The 16,012-nt window shown below is 37.9% G+C and carries 16 protein-coding genes and 1 tRNA gene; 9 read left to right on the top strand and 8 right to left on the bottom strand.

The window, feature by feature from the left end:
• Nucleotides 1-4 precede the first annotated feature (4 nt).
• The 4 genes from rpe to JHD79_RS18360 all read right to left on the bottom strand — a co-directional run bounded on the left by rpe (nucleotide 5) and on the right by JHD79_RS18360 (nucleotide 4,274).
• Entirely contained in the window at nucleotides 5-676 is a 672-nt protein-coding gene (gene rpe, locus JHD79_RS18375; RefSeq protein ID WP_199120813.1) for a ribulose-phosphate 3-epimerase, read from the bottom strand.
• 139 nt (nucleotides 677-815) lie between these two features.
• Nucleotides 816-2,954, bottom strand: coding sequence for a polyribonucleotide nucleotidyltransferase (gene pnp, locus JHD79_RS18370; protein ID WP_199120811.1), 2,139 nt, complete (start codon nucleotides 2,952-2,954; stop codon nucleotides 816-818).
• A 202-nt stretch (nucleotides 2,955-3,156) separates the two neighbouring features.
• Nucleotides 3,157-3,435: a 30S ribosomal protein S15 gene (gene rpsO, locus JHD79_RS18365; protein ID WP_199120810.1), complete on the bottom strand. Its 279-nt coding sequence runs from the start codon at nucleotides 3,433-3,435 to the stop codon at nucleotides 3,157-3,159.
• Between the two features lie 338 nt (nucleotides 3,436-3,773).
• Nucleotides 3,774-4,274: a carboxypeptidase-like regulatory domain-containing protein gene (locus tag JHD79_RS18360; protein ID WP_199120805.1), complete on the bottom strand. Its 501-nt coding sequence runs from the start codon at nucleotides 4,272-4,274 to the stop codon at nucleotides 3,774-3,776.
• Between the two features lie 201 nt (nucleotides 4,275-4,475).
• Between JHD79_RS18360 and JHD79_RS18355 the strand changes: the two genes are divergently transcribed.
• Nucleotides 4,476-4,895, top strand: coding sequence for a thioesterase family protein (locus JHD79_RS18355; protein ID WP_199120803.1), 420 nt, complete (start codon nucleotides 4,476-4,478; stop codon nucleotides 4,893-4,895).
• A gap of 79 nt (nucleotides 4,896-4,974) precedes the next feature.
• On the opposite strand, the gene JHD79_RS18350 is transcribed toward JHD79_RS18355, so the two are convergent.
• Nucleotides 4,975-6,090 (bottom strand): transglutaminase domain-containing protein, encoded by a 1,116-nt coding sequence (locus JHD79_RS18350; protein ID WP_199120802.1) that lies wholly within the window; start codon nucleotides 6,088-6,090, stop codon nucleotides 4,975-4,977.
• 406 nt (nucleotides 6,091-6,496) lie between these two features.
• On the opposite strand from JHD79_RS18350, the gene JHD79_RS23020 reads away from it, so the two are divergent.
• Nucleotides 6,497-6,865: an MATE family efflux transporter gene (locus tag JHD79_RS23020; protein WP_255533948.1), complete on the top strand. Its 369-nt coding sequence runs from the start codon at nucleotides 6,497-6,499 to the stop codon at nucleotides 6,863-6,865.
• Nucleotides 6,847-7,920, top strand: a complete 1,074-nt coding sequence (locus tag JHD79_RS18345) for an MATE family efflux transporter (RefSeq protein WP_255533947.1) — start codon at nucleotides 6,847-6,849, stop codon at nucleotides 7,918-7,920. The genes JHD79_RS23020 and JHD79_RS18345 overlap by 19 nt, the downstream gene beginning before the upstream one ends.
• A gap of 284 nt (nucleotides 7,921-8,204) precedes the next feature.
• Here the strand turns inward: JHD79_RS18345 and JHD79_RS18340 are convergent, their stop codons facing one another.
• A complete protein-coding gene (locus JHD79_RS18340; RefSeq protein ID WP_199120800.1) occupies nucleotides 8,205-9,185 on the bottom strand; it encodes a D-alanine--D-alanine ligase in 981 nt (326 codons plus the stop codon).
• 193 nt (nucleotides 9,186-9,378) lie between these two features.
• Here JHD79_RS18340 and JHD79_RS18335 point away from each other — a divergent pair, with 193 nt between their 5' ends.
• From JHD79_RS18335 to JHD79_RS18315, 5 genes are all read left to right on the top strand, one after another.
• On the top strand, nucleotides 9,379-10,149 hold the full coding sequence (locus JHD79_RS18335) for a PASTA domain-containing protein (RefSeq protein WP_199120799.1): 771 nt from the start codon (nucleotides 9,379-9,381) through the stop codon (nucleotides 10,147-10,149).
• 10 nt (nucleotides 10,150-10,159) lie between these two features.
• Nucleotides 10,160-11,212 (top strand): endolytic transglycosylase MltG, encoded by a 1,053-nt coding sequence (gene mltG, locus JHD79_RS18330; protein WP_199120797.1) that lies wholly within the window; start codon nucleotides 10,160-10,162, stop codon nucleotides 11,210-11,212.
• A 1-nt stretch (nucleotide 11,213) separates the two neighbouring features.
• Complete coding sequence (locus JHD79_RS18325) at nucleotides 11,214-11,621, top strand: thioesterase family protein (protein ID WP_199120795.1); 408 nt, start codon at nucleotides 11,214-11,216, stop codon at nucleotides 11,619-11,621.
• Nucleotides 11,622-11,627: 6 nt separating this feature from the next.
• Nucleotides 11,628-12,608, top strand: coding sequence for a YihY/virulence factor BrkB family protein (locus JHD79_RS18320; RefSeq protein WP_199120793.1), 981 nt, complete (start codon nucleotides 11,628-11,630; stop codon nucleotides 12,606-12,608).
• A gap of 107 nt (nucleotides 12,609-12,715) precedes the next feature.
• A tRNA-Ser gene (locus JHD79_RS18315) sits at nucleotides 12,716-12,800 on the top strand.
• Nucleotides 12,801-12,952: 152 nt separating this feature from the next.
• Here the strand turns inward: JHD79_RS18315 and yiaA are convergent.
• Nucleotides 12,953-13,420, bottom strand: coding sequence for an inner membrane protein YiaA (gene yiaA, locus JHD79_RS18310; RefSeq protein WP_199120791.1), 468 nt, complete (start codon nucleotides 13,418-13,420; stop codon nucleotides 12,953-12,955).
• Nucleotides 13,421-13,552: 132 nt separating this feature from the next.
• Here yiaA and JHD79_RS18305 point away from each other — a divergent pair, with 132 nt between their 5' ends.
• Nucleotides 13,553-15,043 (top strand): hypothetical protein, encoded by a 1,491-nt coding sequence (locus JHD79_RS18305; protein WP_199120790.1) that lies wholly within the window; start codon nucleotides 13,553-13,555, stop codon nucleotides 15,041-15,043.
• Between the two features lie 229 nt (nucleotides 15,044-15,272).
• On the opposite strand, the gene JHD79_RS18300 is transcribed toward JHD79_RS18305, so the two are convergent.
• A partial coding sequence (locus JHD79_RS18300) for a DUF4249 family protein (protein WP_199120789.1) occupies nucleotides 15,273-16,012 on the bottom strand: 740 nt, incomplete at its 5' end.

The following is a 16,012-nucleotide window of genomic DNA, read 5'->3' as shown; positions in this document are numbered from 1 at the left end:
AAGCTTAGATAAGATGGGTTTCAACTTCAATGTTCTTTAAATCGGCGATCATTTTCATAGGATCTTGTGCTGCAAATACGGCATTTCCAGCTACGAAAGTATTTGCTCCAGCTTGGATCAAACTAGCGATGTTATGCAGACCAATGCCCCCATCAACTTCAATAAACAAATTTGGATTATTGAATAGCGACATTTGTTTAAGTTCAGCTACTTTATTTAGGGTTTGCGGAATAAACTGTTGTCCTCCAAAGCCTGGATTGACAGACATGATCAATGCCAAATCTATATCTTGAAGTATATCTTTCAATAAGTTTACAGGTGTATGTGGATTTAAGGCCACTCCCGCTTTACAACCTACCGATTTTATCAATTGGATAGTACGGTGCAAATGGGTGCAGGTCTCATAGTGAACGGTGATGATATCTGCCCCAACTTTGGCAAACTCTGCAATATAACGATCGGGATCTACAATCATTAAATGTACGTCGAAAGGTTTTTGGGCATACTTTTTTGCCGCTGTAATAACAGGGAAACCAAAGGAGATATTAGGTACAAAAACACCGTCCATTACATCTACGTGGAACCAGTCGGCCTCACTGCGATTGACCATTTCGATATCACGCTGTAAATTGGCAAAATCTGCCGCAAGTATGGATGGAGCAATTATATGTTTCATGCTTTAAAGATATAAATTTAAGCACAATAAAAAACCCTTCTAGTAAAACTAGAAGGGTTCCATATTTTCGTCATGCTGAACTTAGCGAACAAGTTACTATAACTTACAGTTCCTCCGCCCGTTAGCCTGACAGTTTGAATTAAGCCTTAGGCGCTGCCTCTGGTTTTGGTGGGCGAGGCAATAACACTTTACGGGAAAGTTTCATTTTACCTTGCTTATCGATGTCCAGTAATTTAACCTCGATTTTATCACCTTCTTTTAGTACACCGTCCATCGTCTCTAAACGCTCCCATGAAATTTCAGAAATGTGCAACAGACCATCTTTACCTGGCATCACTTCTACAAATGCACCAAATGGCATAATTGATTTTACCTTACCTTGGTAAATTTCACCAATTTCTGGTTTAGCTGCAATGGCACGAATACGTGAAACTGCCGCGTCAATTGCTGCTTTATTATCTGCGAAAATTTCAACGATACCTTTGTTATCTACTTCTTCGATAGAGATAGAAGCACCCGTTTCGCGTTGCATTTCTTGAATAATTTTACCGCCTGGTCCTATTACAGCACCAATAAATTCTTTCTCGATAGTTAAAGAAACAATACGTGGAGCATGTGGCTTGTAATCAGAAGCAGGTTCGCTAATGGTTTTCTTCATCTCGTTTAAGATGTGTAAACGACCATCTTTAGCTTGTAATAAAGCTTTAGTTAACACTTCGTATGATAAACCATTGATTTTTAAATCCATTTGACAAGCAACAATACCTTTTTCAGTACCAGTTACTTTAAAGTCCATGTCACCTAGATGATCTTCATCACCCAAAATATCTGAAAGAATTGCGTATTTGCCAGATTTTTCGTCGGTAATTAAACCCATAGCAATACCAGAAACTGGTGCTTTGATTTTAATCCCTGCATCCATTAAGGCCAATGTACCTGCACAAACTGTAGCCATTGATGACGAACCGTTAGATTCTAGAATATCAGAAACAATACGGATGGTATAAGGATTTTCTGCACCTTGAGGCAAAACTTTCTTTAAAGAACGCTGTGCTAAAGCACCGTGACCAATTTCCCTACGACCAGCACCTCTGTTAGGTCTAACTTCGCCGGTTGAAAAACCAGGAAAATTATAGTGCAATAGGAATTTGTTGTAACCATTAAAGAAAGCACCATCAATCATTTGCTCATCGTCTTTGCTACCTAAAGTCACCGATGTTAAAGATTGTGTTTCGCCACGTGTAAATACCGCCGAACCGTGAGCTGCAGGTAAATAACCTACTTCACTCCAAATAGGACGAATTTGTGTAGTTACACGACCGTCTAAACGAATGCCTTCATCTAATAATAAGTTACGTACGGCATCATATTGTACATCGTGGAAATAACGCTTAGCTAATGCTTTTGTTAAATCTTCTGTCTCTTCAGGGAAAGCATCTAATATTTCGTTGATGATGGCCGAAAATCCAGCAGAACGCTCATCTTTACCTAAACCAGATTTAGCGATAGCGTAAACTCTATCGTAAGTTTCTTTATAAATTCTTTCTTTTAAAACCTCATCATGATCTTCGTGGTTGTACTCGCGTTTAACCGTTTTTCCTGTAGCTTCGGTTAACTCTACTTGAACCGCACATTGCTTTTTAATAGCTTCATGTGCAAATTTCAAGGCCTCAACCATTTCTTCTTCCTGAATTTCATCACACTCGCCTTCCACCATGCCTATGTCATTGGCCGAACCAGCAACCATAAACTCTAAAGTTGCACGCTCTAAATCGCTAGCATAAGGGTTAATGACCAATTGACCATCAATTTTAGCCACACGTACTTCAGAGATTGGACCGTTAAAAGGGATATCAGAAACTGATAACGCTGCCGATGCGGCTAAACCAGCTAAACAATCAGGCATTATATTTTTATCAGCAGAGATTAAAGAAATCATCACTTGTGTATCAGCGTGATAATCTGAAGGGAACATTGGACGTAAAGCCCTATCCACCAAACGAGAAATTAAAACCTCATAATCAGATAATCTTGCCTCACGACGTAAAAAGCCTCCAGGAATACGGCCTGTAGCCGCATATTTTTCTTGATAATCTACCGACAAAGGCAGGAAATCAGTCCCTGGCTTAGCACCTACTGTTGATACTACTGTTGCCAACAACATGGTATCTCCCATTTTTACCACTACAGAACCATCGGCTTGTTTAGCTAATTTACCTGTTTCAATTTCTACAATTCTACCATCGCCCAAATCGAACGATTTTTTTATTACATTCATATTTTACAATTATGTTTTCATTTGTTATATGGAATATGCCATGCTTTATCTATTTAATTTAAAGGCACATATGGCTATTTCATTTACAAATTGTGGTGATCTGTTTTTCCTCTTTCGAACAGATCGGGTTTATATTTATTTTTCGAGTATTAAAACTAAAAAAAGCCACTCTAATCGAATGGCTTTTAATTGATAAAAGCTTTTACTTAATGATATCCCTTAGCGATAAAGCTTTGATGATAGCACGATAGCGCTCAATATCTTTTTTGTATAAGTAAGCCAAAATACCGCGGCGTTTACCTACCAATTTTTGAAGTGATAACTGTGTAGAGAAATCTTTACGATTTTTCTTTAAGTGCTCTGTTAAGTGCGCAATACGGTATGTAAATAACGCTACTTGACCTTCTGCAGAACCCGTGTTGGTTTCTACTTCGCCGTGTTGTTTGAAGATTTCGGCTTTCTTTTCTTTACTTAAATACATTCTTGAATGATACTAAAGTTTTAAATTAATTAATTTGGTTGCAAAGATAGGGTATTTTTAATTATAAACAAGTGTTATTCAATTGATAAATTCAAATCCCAATTTAGGATATTTTGGAGTGAAGCGAGATTTGTTTTCCATGGGCTGCTACAGTATCACCCCTGCCTCCACCTTTTTGTCAAAATTTATCACACGGAGAGCAATCGAGAACCTATCCACAGTCCAAAGGTGCTTCTCGCAAAGTGTATTTAACATTGTATCCTCAAAAAGTATTTCCGCTAAGCCGGGTTTATTTAACTGCACAATTCGTTCTTTTGAAAATTTGAGCCCACAAAAGGTTACACAAATATATTGGCATCAAGTAATCTAGCAGCCTTTTTAAGATGTATTAACCTTGCCTGCTCCAAAATATCGTCTTTTTGATAACTTTTAGTTGGTATAGATACCATTGGCGTTCGCCCTGTTATGCCTAGCTTATACAATTTTAGTTTTCCATTACTTATTTTAACTTCAGCAAGTGATATCACCTTCTCATCAAGAACAATTTCGATATTCTTTTTATTGATAAGCGAATTAAGTAAGAAGCTCTTATCCTCGTATCCAATACTCGAAAAAGTAATGGAATCTTTTAATAAGGAATCAGGTATTGAGATACTAAACTTTCCACCAGTTGTACTTACCGTACCGATCTTCCCGCCTTTAATTCCAATGTTGGCATACAAAAGACCTTCATTCGCTTTATTCTTTACTAGTCCAAAAATAACAGACTGACCAAAAGCACAAGAAGCCGTTAAAACCATAATGACAATGGTTAATGCCGTAAAGAGATTTTTTTTCATTCGACGAAGAAATCGATTATAATATTTAGCGTCAAATTTTTAACAAACATTTAACAGCAAATAATAGAAGTATTTAAATCGTCTGTAGTGCCTATTTCAAATTGCCATCCTCCTATCAAGTATATCAAAATTGACTAATTCCCAAACATTTTTGAGTAGAAAGCCACCAATTACGATACAGAGTTTATTACCTTTGCAGTAATGATCAAAAACCAATACAGCATTTTCGAGAGCGAACTCAACGTTCGTCCAGATGATATAGATATGTTTAACCACGTACACAATAGTAAATATCTAGATTATGTTTTGGCAGCCCGTTATGAACAGATGGACAAGCATTATGGTATGAGCTGGGAAAAATTTGCCGAACAGGGATTTGGGTGGGTAGTGGCCAAAGTAAGCATTGCCTTTAAACGCCCTTTAAAAATGGGTGATCAAATGATCATCAGAACAGGTATCTTAGAAATGAACGAAAAGGGCAGCAATGTTCAATTCGAGATCATCAATAAAAGTACCGGAAAAATATCTTCTGACGGTATTTTCGAATATGTAATGATTGATTTAAAGACCCAGCGCTCCTGTAAAGTTACTCCCGAAATGATTGCTGCCTATAGCATTTAAGATGTATGCCTGGACGATTGGTTAGCAAAGATTTGATGTTTACGGCAAGCATCCATTAGGTCACAAAATGCTATACAATTTATTGGGGCGGTGCATAAAAATCTTTTATAGAATTGGTGTATATGCAATAATCAACTTTAGAATTCCAGAAAGTAATTTTTTGTAAGTTGGGTGCTCCTATAGGAACCAGCATGAGTGATCTTTTACCATCTAGCTTAAAGCGCTCAACTGCTGGAATGAATCGATTATCCAAAGCGGTATCAAAATAATAAAGATAATCATATACGAAATCGACATAGTCTCTCTTATCTACCTTATCTTTGCTTGCTAAAACTACCTGATCGTAGCGGTTACTTAAAGCTTGCTGAAATTCTGCTGCATTTAACGGTTTCCCATCTAATGTTGGCATAACGTTAAATTGTCCATCAATAAATACCCATTTCTTTTGATCATTTAAAAAAACTTCGGTAGCTACGTGTCCAGGCGAGTTCTTTCTTGTTTCGGCATCTTTAGTTTTAAGATATATCGTTCTGGCCTTAAAACCATGTGCTGTAAGTTGGTCACGAAGAACAATGGCGTAGGCAAAACAAGGGAAGCGGGCACCAGCCTTAGCTTCATTCAAGATAGAAATGGCGTCATCTTTTTTAGGCGAATTATTACCATCGTGCTTCCATTGGTGATGGGTCCAATTTAAAATAGAAATCACCCTTTGCATATCATTGCGATCATCTTTAATTAATTTATCTATAGGATATTCTTTCTTCAGGCTGTCCAAATAAGTAGTCTTAGCGCTTTCGTAATAAAGTCTAAGGTCTTTTCTCTTTTTGCTTTCTGCATAATCAACTTTGTCCCATGGATATGAACTCGTCGAAATTACGGTATGGGCAGCTTCCGCATTTTGCATTTTCACATAAAATGACTTAGTTTCTCCAGCTTTCATGTCAAAGCTAATGCTGTCCTTATCTGTTCGAAATGCAATTCTTTCGCTTTTGCCATAAAGTTTCACATTTAGCGTATCGTGCGCTATTTGTGGGGAAATACGCCATCTATTGAGGAACCAATTATTACCAAAGGCAATGTCGGCCCTATTTGTGGTAGCTAAAATAAGCGGCTCGTTTTTATAGGTTTGTTGCGCCGATACTGAAATGGAAAATAAGCCAATGGCTAAACTGAGGATAGGAATACGAATTTGCATAAAAAAAATAAAATAGGTGTATAGGTGTAATTTATTGATAAGGTAGACGGTCGAATACGCGATTAGGTTGCATGACTAGCTTATTTATTTTTTGTTATCATATGATTTTGCCTTTCCGTAATTATACAGTATAATTTCAACAATACTATTGTGTTTCCACAAGGTTTCCTTCTGGCTTTGTTCGAGCTTTCTTCGCTAAAAATGGTCATTTTTTGAAAATAATGGTCCGACATAAACTTTATTTCCATAAATATTTCTAAATTTGAGTTTTATAAAATCTCAAGAACCATGAAGTTTTTCGCAGTCCGTATCAGAATAGCTTAACTTAAGCAGGACTCCTACCTTACAAAAACAAATCAATGATACTATTTTAGTATCTCATGGTATTTCTTTATAAATTTATTATATGTCACAACCTATCAAGGCAACTTCACGTTTGTCTAATTTTTTTAATGTACTTCTTCAGTCCTTCAAAGGCGTTGAAATTGATTATACCTCCATCAGCATCAGAAAAGCCATTGTACTTTTAGCTATCCCGATGATGTTAGAAATGATGATGGAATCGGTATTTGTATTGGTAGACCTTTACTTTGTGGGGCATTTGCCTAACAGTGCCGAAGCGATACAAATTGTTGGTTTAACCGAATCCGTATTGACCATTATTTACTCTCTAGCAATGGGATTGGGTATGGCAGCTACAGCTGTTGTTGCCCGTAGAGTTGAGAGAAAAATAATGAAGCTGCCGCCAGAGCAGGTATGCAAACCATCGCATTAGCTTTAGGTGTTGTTATTGTGATCAGCTTAGGTGGATTGATCTTTGCGAAGGATATTTTGCTATTAATGGGCGCCTCGCAAACTACAGCGGCCGAAGGTGTAACCTTTGTTAGAATTATGATGGGAACCAGCATTGTAATTATGCTTTTATTCCTCATCAATGGCATTTTTAGAGGTGCTGGTAATGCCGCTATTGCCATGCAAAGTTTGTGGCTGGCAAACATCATCAATATTGTTTTATGTCCCATTTTAATACGTGGATTTGGTCAAATACCAGCTATGGGATTAACTGGAGCGGCATTGGCTACGGCCATTGGTCGTGGTACAGGCGTACTTTTCCAAATCTATCATTTGGCAAAAGGTAGCGGAAATATAAAAGTGAGACTCTCCTATTTAAAACCACAGCTAGATCAAATTCGTGCCATCGTAAAAGTTGCTGCCCCTGCAGTATTACAGTTCGTGATTGCTTCTTGTAGCTGGATTTTTTTGGCGGAACTAGTAGCCACTACAGGTGGCGATCATGGATCGGCAGGTTATCAAACTGCCTTAAGGCTAATGATGTTCTTTATGTTACCTGCCTGGGGTTTAAGCAATGCTGCTGCAACCTTGGTAGGACAAAACATGGGTGCCGGCAGAATGGACAGGGCCGAAAAATCAGTCTTTGTAACCATGAAATATTCGATGGTTTTTATGGGCATAGTGACGATATTGTTTCTCACCTGCGGACATTTATTCGCTTCATTCTTTACCGAAGACCAACAAATTAGAGCCGTTGCTGCAAAGGCTTTGAGAATATTGAGTTACGGATTTATTTTGTACGGTATTGGGATGGTATTAGTAAGTGCCTTTAATGGTGCTGGCGATACTTGGACGCCCACAAAAATCAACATTATAGCCTTTTGGTTGTTCCAGATCCCCTTTGCCTACTTCTTGGCCAAATACATGAACATGGGGCCGACAGGCGTTTTTATTGCCATTCCAGTAGCTGAAGTAGGGATTACTATAGCTTCTTATTTTATCTTTAAAAAAGGTAAATGGCAGAAAACGGCAGTGTAGATTTGATTTTAACCAATTCGCAAATCTAAGTTTCGCCTAGTTAAGTAGATGATAAAGGTCGGTCATCATTGCGAAAAGGCTTTTTCAGCCGACGAAGCAATCTTACAATCATCGCCGGTAGCGAACGCTTTAAGATTGCTTCGTACCTCGCAATGACGATTCTTTTTACCGTAATCTCTCAATGATAGCGAAACACAGTGAAGGCGAGAAATCTTTGAGTAAGCAATCGCTACGGTCAAAGATTTCTCCATTTCGTTTCACTCCAGTCTAAATGAGGAAACTGTTTAAATAGTTTCTTCTAAAACCTGGGTATAAAAATCTTGTAATTTCATCCCCATTGCCGCCACCTGTTGTGGGATAAAACTGGTAGCAGTTTGTCCAGGAATGGTATTGATTTCTATAAAATAAAAATTACCAGTTCCATGTTCCAAGAAATAATCGATACGCACAATTCCACGACAATTTAATTTTTGGTAAACATCAGCCACGACCTGTTCTACCCTATCTTTCTCTTCATCGGTCATGTAGCCTGGTGTAATTTCTTCGGTTACACCTGGGGTATATTTGGCATCGAAATCGAAAAATTCATTTTTGGTTTTCACTTCTGTAGTAGGCAACACCACAATTTTTCCTTTTGTTTTAAAAACGCCAATGGAAAACTCCCTTCCTTCTACAAATTCTTCCACTAACACTTGGGTGTCTTCATTAAAAGCTTTTGTAAGGGCAGTCCCTAATTCATCAACATGTTTAACCTTACTCATCCCAATACTACTTCCTCCGTTGTTAGGCTTTACAAAATAAGGCAATTTGAGCTGGCTTTTTACTTCTTCCGCATCGTAGCCATCCTTAAAGAGCTGTAATGATTTTGCCACATGCAGGTTTTTAATCCCATTGACAATGGCTTTTGTATAGCCTTTGTTCATGGTAATGGCACTGGTCAACGCATTGCAAGTGGTATATGGAATACCCAACATATCAAAATAGCCCTGTAGTTTGCCATCTTCACCTGGAGAACCGTGTATCGCAATAAAAACACCATCAAATACTATTTTTTTCCCTTTAATAGATAAAGAAAAATCATTTTTGTCGATTTCAATTTTTACAGAATCTGCCGGTTCATAAAACCAACCATTTTCTGTAAGCATTATTTTATAAACATCAAATTTACCCGCATCGAGGTTTTGAGCTATGGTTGCAGCACTTTTTACAGATACAACCCATTCTCCTGTTGTACCACCAGTTAACAATGCAATCGTTTTTTTCATCAGAATATTCTTGTTTTAATAGTCAAAAAACTAATGCAATAGTTGACATTTGAGCATTCACATCCACATTAGTTTTATCGTCGGTTCTAAAAGTTATGTCCAAAAATATAAATTAGTTAAGCAGATTTGATTTTAATTTAAGATAAATATTTTTTTAAGCTAAATTTGAGCTTTATTTAATCAGAAACTCCTAATGGGCAACTTTACCGAGTACCTTAAAACCAAATCATTTAGAAATAATATTATTGCTGCCATAAGCACTGTTGTAGTGTTACTTCTCACGGCATTTTTTAGTCTGCGTTATTATACCAAACACGGTGAAGGTTTAAATGTACCTTCTCTAAAAGGCCTTAAAATTGAAGAAGCCATTAGTAAATTAGAGGCACTGGGCCTAAGATATGAGATAGACTCTGTTTACATTATGGACCAGCCTCCCGGAATAGTGACCGATCAGGATCCAGATCCCGAAACCTTTGTAAAAGACAACAGGACAATTTATCTGACCATAAACACCAATCAAGCGCCCAATGTTAGATTTCCTGATGTCGAAGCCAAATCATTAAGAGAAGCCAAATCCATACTTGAAAGTTATGGCCTAAAGCTTGGAGATACATCCTATAAGCCTGATGTGGCACGTGATGTTGTATTGGAGGCTTTATTTGGCGGCCAACCCATAAAAACAGGAGAAAGTTTGCCCAAAGGTTCCAGAATTAATTTTATCTTGGGAGATGGCCGTGGCAGTGAAGAAGTAGAATTACCTAACCTTAACGGTTTTACCATTGATGAAGCCAGGTTTTCACTAAAAGGGGCTATGCTTACCTTGGGTACCATTACCTATGAAGGTACCATTACAGATACCGCCAATGCCATAGTTGTCTCCCAGTTTCCGCTACGTGGCGATTCCCTGGTCAAAGTGAAGATAGGGACACCGATCAATCTTACCTTAGCTAATAAAAACCAATAACCTCCCATAAATGAACACATCCGAAAAACCAAAGAAGAACAGCTTAAAGATTGCACTAATTATCGTCGCTATATTAATTAGTATTGGTGGCTATTTTGGCATAAAGCTTTATCGTGTATATTTTACGCCTAATGTATTGGGAAATGAAAAATACCTCTATGTAAAAACCGGTTATGTTTTCGAAGACCTGGTTACCGATTTACGCTACAAGAATATATTAGGTGATATTGGAACGTTTTGGGAAGCTGCAGAGAAAATGAAGCTGCAAGGTGCCCTTAAGCCCGGTAGATACCGCTTAAAAGAAGGCATGAATAATCGCACCTTGATCAATATGCTTAAAGCAGGAAATCAGGAAGCCGTTAAACTCAAGTTTCAAAATATCAGAAAAATTGAAAATTTTGCAGCACTTCTGGCAAAGAACCTGGAACCAGACTCGGTGGCCTTTATGAGGCTTTTGGATTCTGCGGCATTTGTAGAGAAATATGGCTTTAATACCGAGAATGTGTACACCATGTTCTTACCAAATACCTATGAGCTATATTGGAATACTTCAACCGAAGATTTCTTTAAGAAGATGAATGCTGAATATTTGAAGTTTTGGACCCCAGAACGTAAACAAAAGGCAGCTGCCCTAAACCTTAGCCCTATTCAAGTGGTAATTCTGGCCTCTATAGTAGATTCAGAAGCGCTTTACGATAAAGAAATGCCCACCATTGCCGGACTTTATCTAAACAGGCTTAAACGTGGCATACTTTTACAGGCCGACCCAACGGTAATTTTTGCCAATGGCGATTTTACCGTAAAACGTGTTACGGGTGCGTTATTAGGTATTGATTCTAAATATAATACCTATAGATACGCAGGACTACCTCCCGGGCCTATTACTATGCCGAGTGTCAATGCTATTGATGCCGTGTTGAATAAGGAAAACAACAACTATCTATATATGTGTGCCAAAGAAGACTTCTCTGGCTACCATAATTTTGCAGAAACCGTTGAACAACACAACATCAACGCAAAAAAATATAGAGAAGCATTAAACAAGAGAAATATTTACAGATAATATGTTTGTATACGAGAGTAAAGTAAAAGTAAGATACGTTGAAACCGATCAGATGGGGGTTGTACATCATAGCAATTACGCCCAATATTATGAGTTAGCCAGAACCGAATGTTTTGAAGCCTGTTCCGGAATGAGCTATGAAACTATGGAAGCCGAAGGCATAATGCTGCCTATTTTAGAACTACAGTCCAAGTACCTCAAACCAGCACTTTATAATCAGGTCTTAACCATCAAATCTATCGTAAAGGAACTACCCACAGTAAGATTGAATGTAGAATACGAAATATACAATGAACAAAAAGAATTGATCAACGTGGGTAAAACCACTTTGGTTTTTGTAGACAAGCATACCCGTAGACCATGCCATCCACCTGAAAGCTTTATGAAAAACGTACGTCAGTATTTTTAATCACCTATGAATTGGCTGCACAGACAATTACTAAAATTCAAGCCCTACTCTATTTTTATTGAGTGGACGAAAGTTTGTGTCCTGCCCGGATTCAGTCCCCTGCCTATTTATACGGTTGCCATTTTCTTTTTTAGGGAGATAGGAAAGGATACGTTGGTAAATAAAGCCTCGTCATTAGCCTATAATTTTATGCTGGCTATTTTTCCGGGAATTATATTCTTATTCACCTTAATCCCCTATATCCCCAAAAAGATAGGTTTTCAGGAGCAACTAATGTCATTACTAGCACTTGTGCTCCCTAATAATGCCTATCTCGCTTTTGAAGCTACCATTAATGACATTGTCAATATCCAAAATGGAAGTTTATTATCTATAGGTTTTGTATTGTCTTTATTTTTTGCCACAAACGGTGTACATAACCTTATGGCAGCTTTTAACAAATCGTCATTAATTGTAGAGACCAGATCATTTCTAAAAAAAAGGCTGGTAGCGCTCATACTCACCGTTGTGCTAGTGTTTTCCATTATTCTATGCATAGCGGCCATGACACTTGGCGAAATCGCCATCAATTATTTAAAAGATGAGATCAAGTACAAGGGAAATCTTACCATTTATGTCATACAGCTTACCAGATGGGCCTTGCTGGGCATCTTATACTTCATTAATGTTTCTATTTTGTATAGATATGGACCAGCCCATTCCAAAAAATGGAAATTCTTTAGTGCAGGTTCGTGGTTGGCTACCATTTTGGCCTTTTTAACCATTTGGGGCTTTTCCTTCTATATCAACAACTTTGGTGCCTATAATAAGATTTATGGTTCTATAGGAACTTTGATGGTTATCATGATTTGGCTTTACCTCAATTCATTGATTTTATTGATCGGCTTCGAACTCAATGCAAGTGTAGATCTCTCCAAAAGAAGTGTAAAAATTATTCGACCCAACTTCAATCTGTTCAAAAGCAGCTCTCCTTCTACTTCCAAATAAAACTTATTGCATTTTTTTTCAACCTAATTATTAGGAGGTTAAAACAAATATTATGAAAATAGGGCCATGCAGTTTGCAGAATTAATTAGAGTTTGTACTTTTGCGGCGGAGAGTTGGCAGAGTGGTCGATTGCGGCAGTCTTGAAAACTGTTGAGTGTAATAGCTCCGGGGGTTCGAATCCCTCACTCTCCGCTAGATAAAAATGAATTCTCAAAATGATAGGGTTGCTTGAAATCAAGCAACCCTATTTGCTTTAATAGGCATTGGTTCAAGAAAAATAATAGATACCTAAATAAACCCCGCAGGCTTGCCAAGCAAGGAGCTGCAGGGTGGCAACCGCTACGTTACAGTTCTTTATCCTCGAACATTTTTGCGTCGCGGGTATTCTTTTGTACGGCAATGGCCGAAAACATGCTTAGACAGAATGCCATGGCATAAAAGCCTTTTTCACTTAGCGTGATATCTGCATTCCACAGGCCAACTGTTAACAGGATCATGGCCGCAATAGTGGCAAACCAGCTCAGGCCGTAGTAAAGATCGGTAACGGCAAGTCCTTCAGCCCTGTCCCTTACACTTTTTTGTACGGAGATGACCGCGAATAAGCCAAATAATAAAATGGTGAAATAATAGCCTTTCTCGTTCAACTCCATACTTGCATTCCATAAGCCAATACAATATCCCACTGTTCCTGTTAATAAAGCAAACCAAGAGGCACCGATAAATGCGGCAGTCGGTTTAAATGGGTTTCTAACCTTCTCGCCATGTTTTACGATAGGTGAATTTTCTTCTGTGCTGTGTTGTAGCGGTTCCATATTTATTTTGTTTTTTGATTAATATGAAAGCGAATATCGGAGGTAAAACAGTGCTAAAAAAAGCAGAATATAAAAATTACTGATGATATAATTTTGTAATTATTGTACTTTTACATCCTCTAATATATCCATATGGACTCCATCCTAGAGTTGACCAACTTACTCAATAATACCGATAAAAAGCTTTTTAGACAGTTTTTAAAACGAAAAAATAAAAGGGATGATGTAAAAAACCTGCATTTATTCAATCTGATAGAAACTGACGATATAGATGGCTTAAACAAGCTCTATAAACCCGATAAAAATAATGATGCCTATTATGCTCTACGTAAAAGGTTGCAGGATAATTTGTTGCTGTTCTTATCGCAGAAAACCTTTGAGAGCAACCATTCTGACACCTATGATGCATTGCGTCTTGTAGTGGTGGGGCGTTTTTTGTTAGAAAATGATCTGGTCAAAATAGCGTTCAAATGCTTGCATAAGGCTGAACGCCTAGCGGAACATTTGGAGCAGTTTAATTTATTGAATGAACTCTTATTATTGAAGCTACAATATGCACATCTGCCGGGAGCAGAAGACCTCGAAGCTTTGACTACCCGCTTCTTCCGTAACCAGTCGGATATGCAACGCGAAGCTAAGCTCAATATGGCCTATGCTTTCTTGAGGCAGGAACTGCAGGAGATACACCTAAAAGGAAAGATCGTTAATTTAACGACCTTGATGATAATGACCATCAGGAAATACAAAATTTCTGTACAGGACCTCATGACCTATAAATCCATTTATCAAATTCTTTTCATCGCCAATGAATATGCGGCGATACAACAGAATTACGGATTGATTACCCGCTATATCAACCGAACGAAGCAATTTATACAGAACCAAGCGTCTAAAAAACAGTCCTATCTTTTTTACCACATCTCCATCTTGTATTTTTTGGCAAACTTTCACCTACGGCGAAAGGATTTCACAAAGAGTGAATCCTATCTTAGGGAAATGATGGATTTGATGATGACAGATAGTCGTTATTATAAACTGTTTTATCTACGTTATCAGTTACTCTCTGCACTCAACCTCTTTTTTACAGGCTTTGCTGACAATGCGATCATACTATTACGGGAATCGCTCACCAATACAAAACATACCTCTAAGCCGGAAGACATTGAAGATTTACGAATAGGCCTGACCATGTTTTTAGCCTTGTGTAGCGACCGGGGAAGTTTGAAACAGCTGACTTTACTGACACGCACCGACGCCTGGTATGAAAAAAGAATGGGCATGCTATGGACCATTCGAAAGAATCTGATGGAAATTTTGGTCTATGCACAGTTCTCTAACATCGACCTTGCCATGTCTCGGCTAAACAGCTTCCGACGACGATATAAGAAATATCTCTTGAAAACTTCGGAGGAACGTGTACTATTGTATCTGAGTCTGGTTGAAAAATACCTGTTAAAACCCGATGTCGTTTTTGAAACAACGTATAGAAAGAAGGTTTTAAACCAGCTAAATAAGGCAGAAAATAATGATATCTTCACTTTGAGCTTTATCGCCTGGCTGATTGCACAGTGGGAGAAAAAAACAGCTTATAAAGTGGCCCTAACCCTCATAGCGGATATTTAGCAAAAACTATAAAGCAAGTTTTGAGATATTAAAAGAGCACAATCTTTTAAACTTGGGCTGGAAAAGATAACGGCCCCGGCATAGTTTGCCATTTTTAAAAATAGAAAAGGAGTAAAGAAACCATAAGGGAATTAACCGGACTTTGAACTACTCAAAATCCGGCTTTATAAACTTCCTTAATTTGATAATTTGATTTAGCATTATCGAGGTGTGATTGCTCAATACAGACTTAAGGAATTGTGATGGTTTTACGTTCTACCGTATGTGCACTAAAAAATCCTAATGCCCCTCCATTAATATTACTAACCGGATTTGCGGGCGCAGCGCCATCAGCAGAACCGTTTGCATTGAAAAGGCTAAACAAATAGGTGTAAACAGCTGCATCAATGCTATGCATTTCTACGGTTAGACGATCACCTTTAACTATATCCTTACTATCATCTTTTGTGGTATTTTCATATACAAGATATTCATTTATTTCCTGCCCGAAGCTAAATTCATTACTTGACACTTTATACCGAGACTGAATTTTATCATTGATGTATTGTTGAAACCAGTAGTAATTTGAACCCGAAGGAACATCCTTGTACCTAACTTTTGGCGTAGCCCTTGTGCGCTCATAATCACTTGCCTTAAGTGTAAAATCTAAAAGCGGAACAGGTTGTGGCATTTTACTATTTGCTGTAAACACTTCATTGTTAACGCTTACTGTTAAATAATAAGTTTTACCAGGGGTACCATTTATCTTATTTGTTTGATAAATCCCCTTGCTGCTTTCCGACAATACTGTGGTTATGCCGTCACTTTCTACCTTCACCAGCGCACCGCTCACTCCATTAAACTGGTTATTATCCTTAAAATCTTTTGTCTGGCTTATCATTACTTTGCAAACCCCAGGTTCATTGGTTATTATCCCTTCTATTACATACCTGTCTCTTATACACATCTCCGAGCCCACGAGACCTGCGT

The organism is Pedobacter sp. ASV28 (assembly GCF_016428855.1).
GTDB lineage: Bacteria > Bacteroidota > Bacteroidia > Sphingobacteriales > Sphingobacteriaceae > Pedobacter.
This window is presented reverse-complemented; position numbering and strand designations above follow the sequence as displayed.

Bases quoted from the DNA above. Each gene is read 5' to 3' on its own strand.
- rpe (WP_199120813.1), bottom strand. From the start codon at position 676: ATGAAACATATAATTGCTCCATCCATACTTGCGGCAGATTTTGCCAAT.
- pnp (WP_199120811.1), bottom strand. From the start codon at position 2,954: ATGAATGTAATAAAAAAATCGTTCGATTTGGGCGATGGTAGAATTGTA.
- rpsO (WP_199120810.1), bottom strand. From the start codon at position 3,435: ATGTATTTAAGTAAAGAAAAGAAAGCCGAAATCTTCAAACAACACGGC.
- JHD79_RS18360 (WP_199120805.1), bottom strand. From the start codon at position 4,274: ATGAAAAAAAATCTCTTTACGGCATTAACCATTGTCATTATGGTTTTA.
- JHD79_RS18355 (WP_199120803.1), top strand. From the start codon at position 4,476: ATGATCAAAAACCAATACAGCATTTTCGAGAGCGAACTCAACGTTCGT.
- JHD79_RS18350 (WP_199120802.1), bottom strand. From the start codon at position 6,090: ATGCAAATTCGTATTCCTATCCTCAGTTTAGCCATTGGCTTATTTTCC.
- JHD79_RS23020 (WP_255533948.1), top strand. From the start codon at position 6,497: ATGTCACAACCTATCAAGGCAACTTCACGTTTGTCTAATTTTTTTAAT.
- JHD79_RS18345 (WP_255533947.1), top strand. From the start codon at position 6,847: ATGCAAACCATCGCATTAGCTTTAGGTGTTGTTATTGTGATCAGCTTA.
- JHD79_RS18340 (WP_199120800.1), bottom strand. From the start codon at position 9,185: ATGAAAAAAACGATTGCATTGTTAACTGGTGGTACAACAGGAGAATGG.
- JHD79_RS18335 (WP_199120799.1), top strand. From the start codon at position 9,379: ATGGGCAACTTTACCGAGTACCTTAAAACCAAATCATTTAGAAATAAT.
- mltG (WP_199120797.1), top strand. From the start codon at position 10,160: ATGAACACATCCGAAAAACCAAAGAAGAACAGCTTAAAGATTGCACTA.
- JHD79_RS18325 (WP_199120795.1), top strand. From the start codon at position 11,214: ATGTTTGTATACGAGAGTAAAGTAAAAGTAAGATACGTTGAAACCGAT.
- JHD79_RS18320 (WP_199120793.1), top strand. From the start codon at position 11,628: ATGAATTGGCTGCACAGACAATTACTAAAATTCAAGCCCTACTCTATT.
- yiaA (WP_199120791.1), bottom strand. From the start codon at position 13,420: ATGGAACCGCTACAACACAGCACAGAAGAAAATTCACCTATCGTAAAA.
- JHD79_RS18305 (WP_199120790.1), top strand. From the start codon at position 13,553: ATGGACTCCATCCTAGAGTTGACCAACTTACTCAATAATACCGATAAA.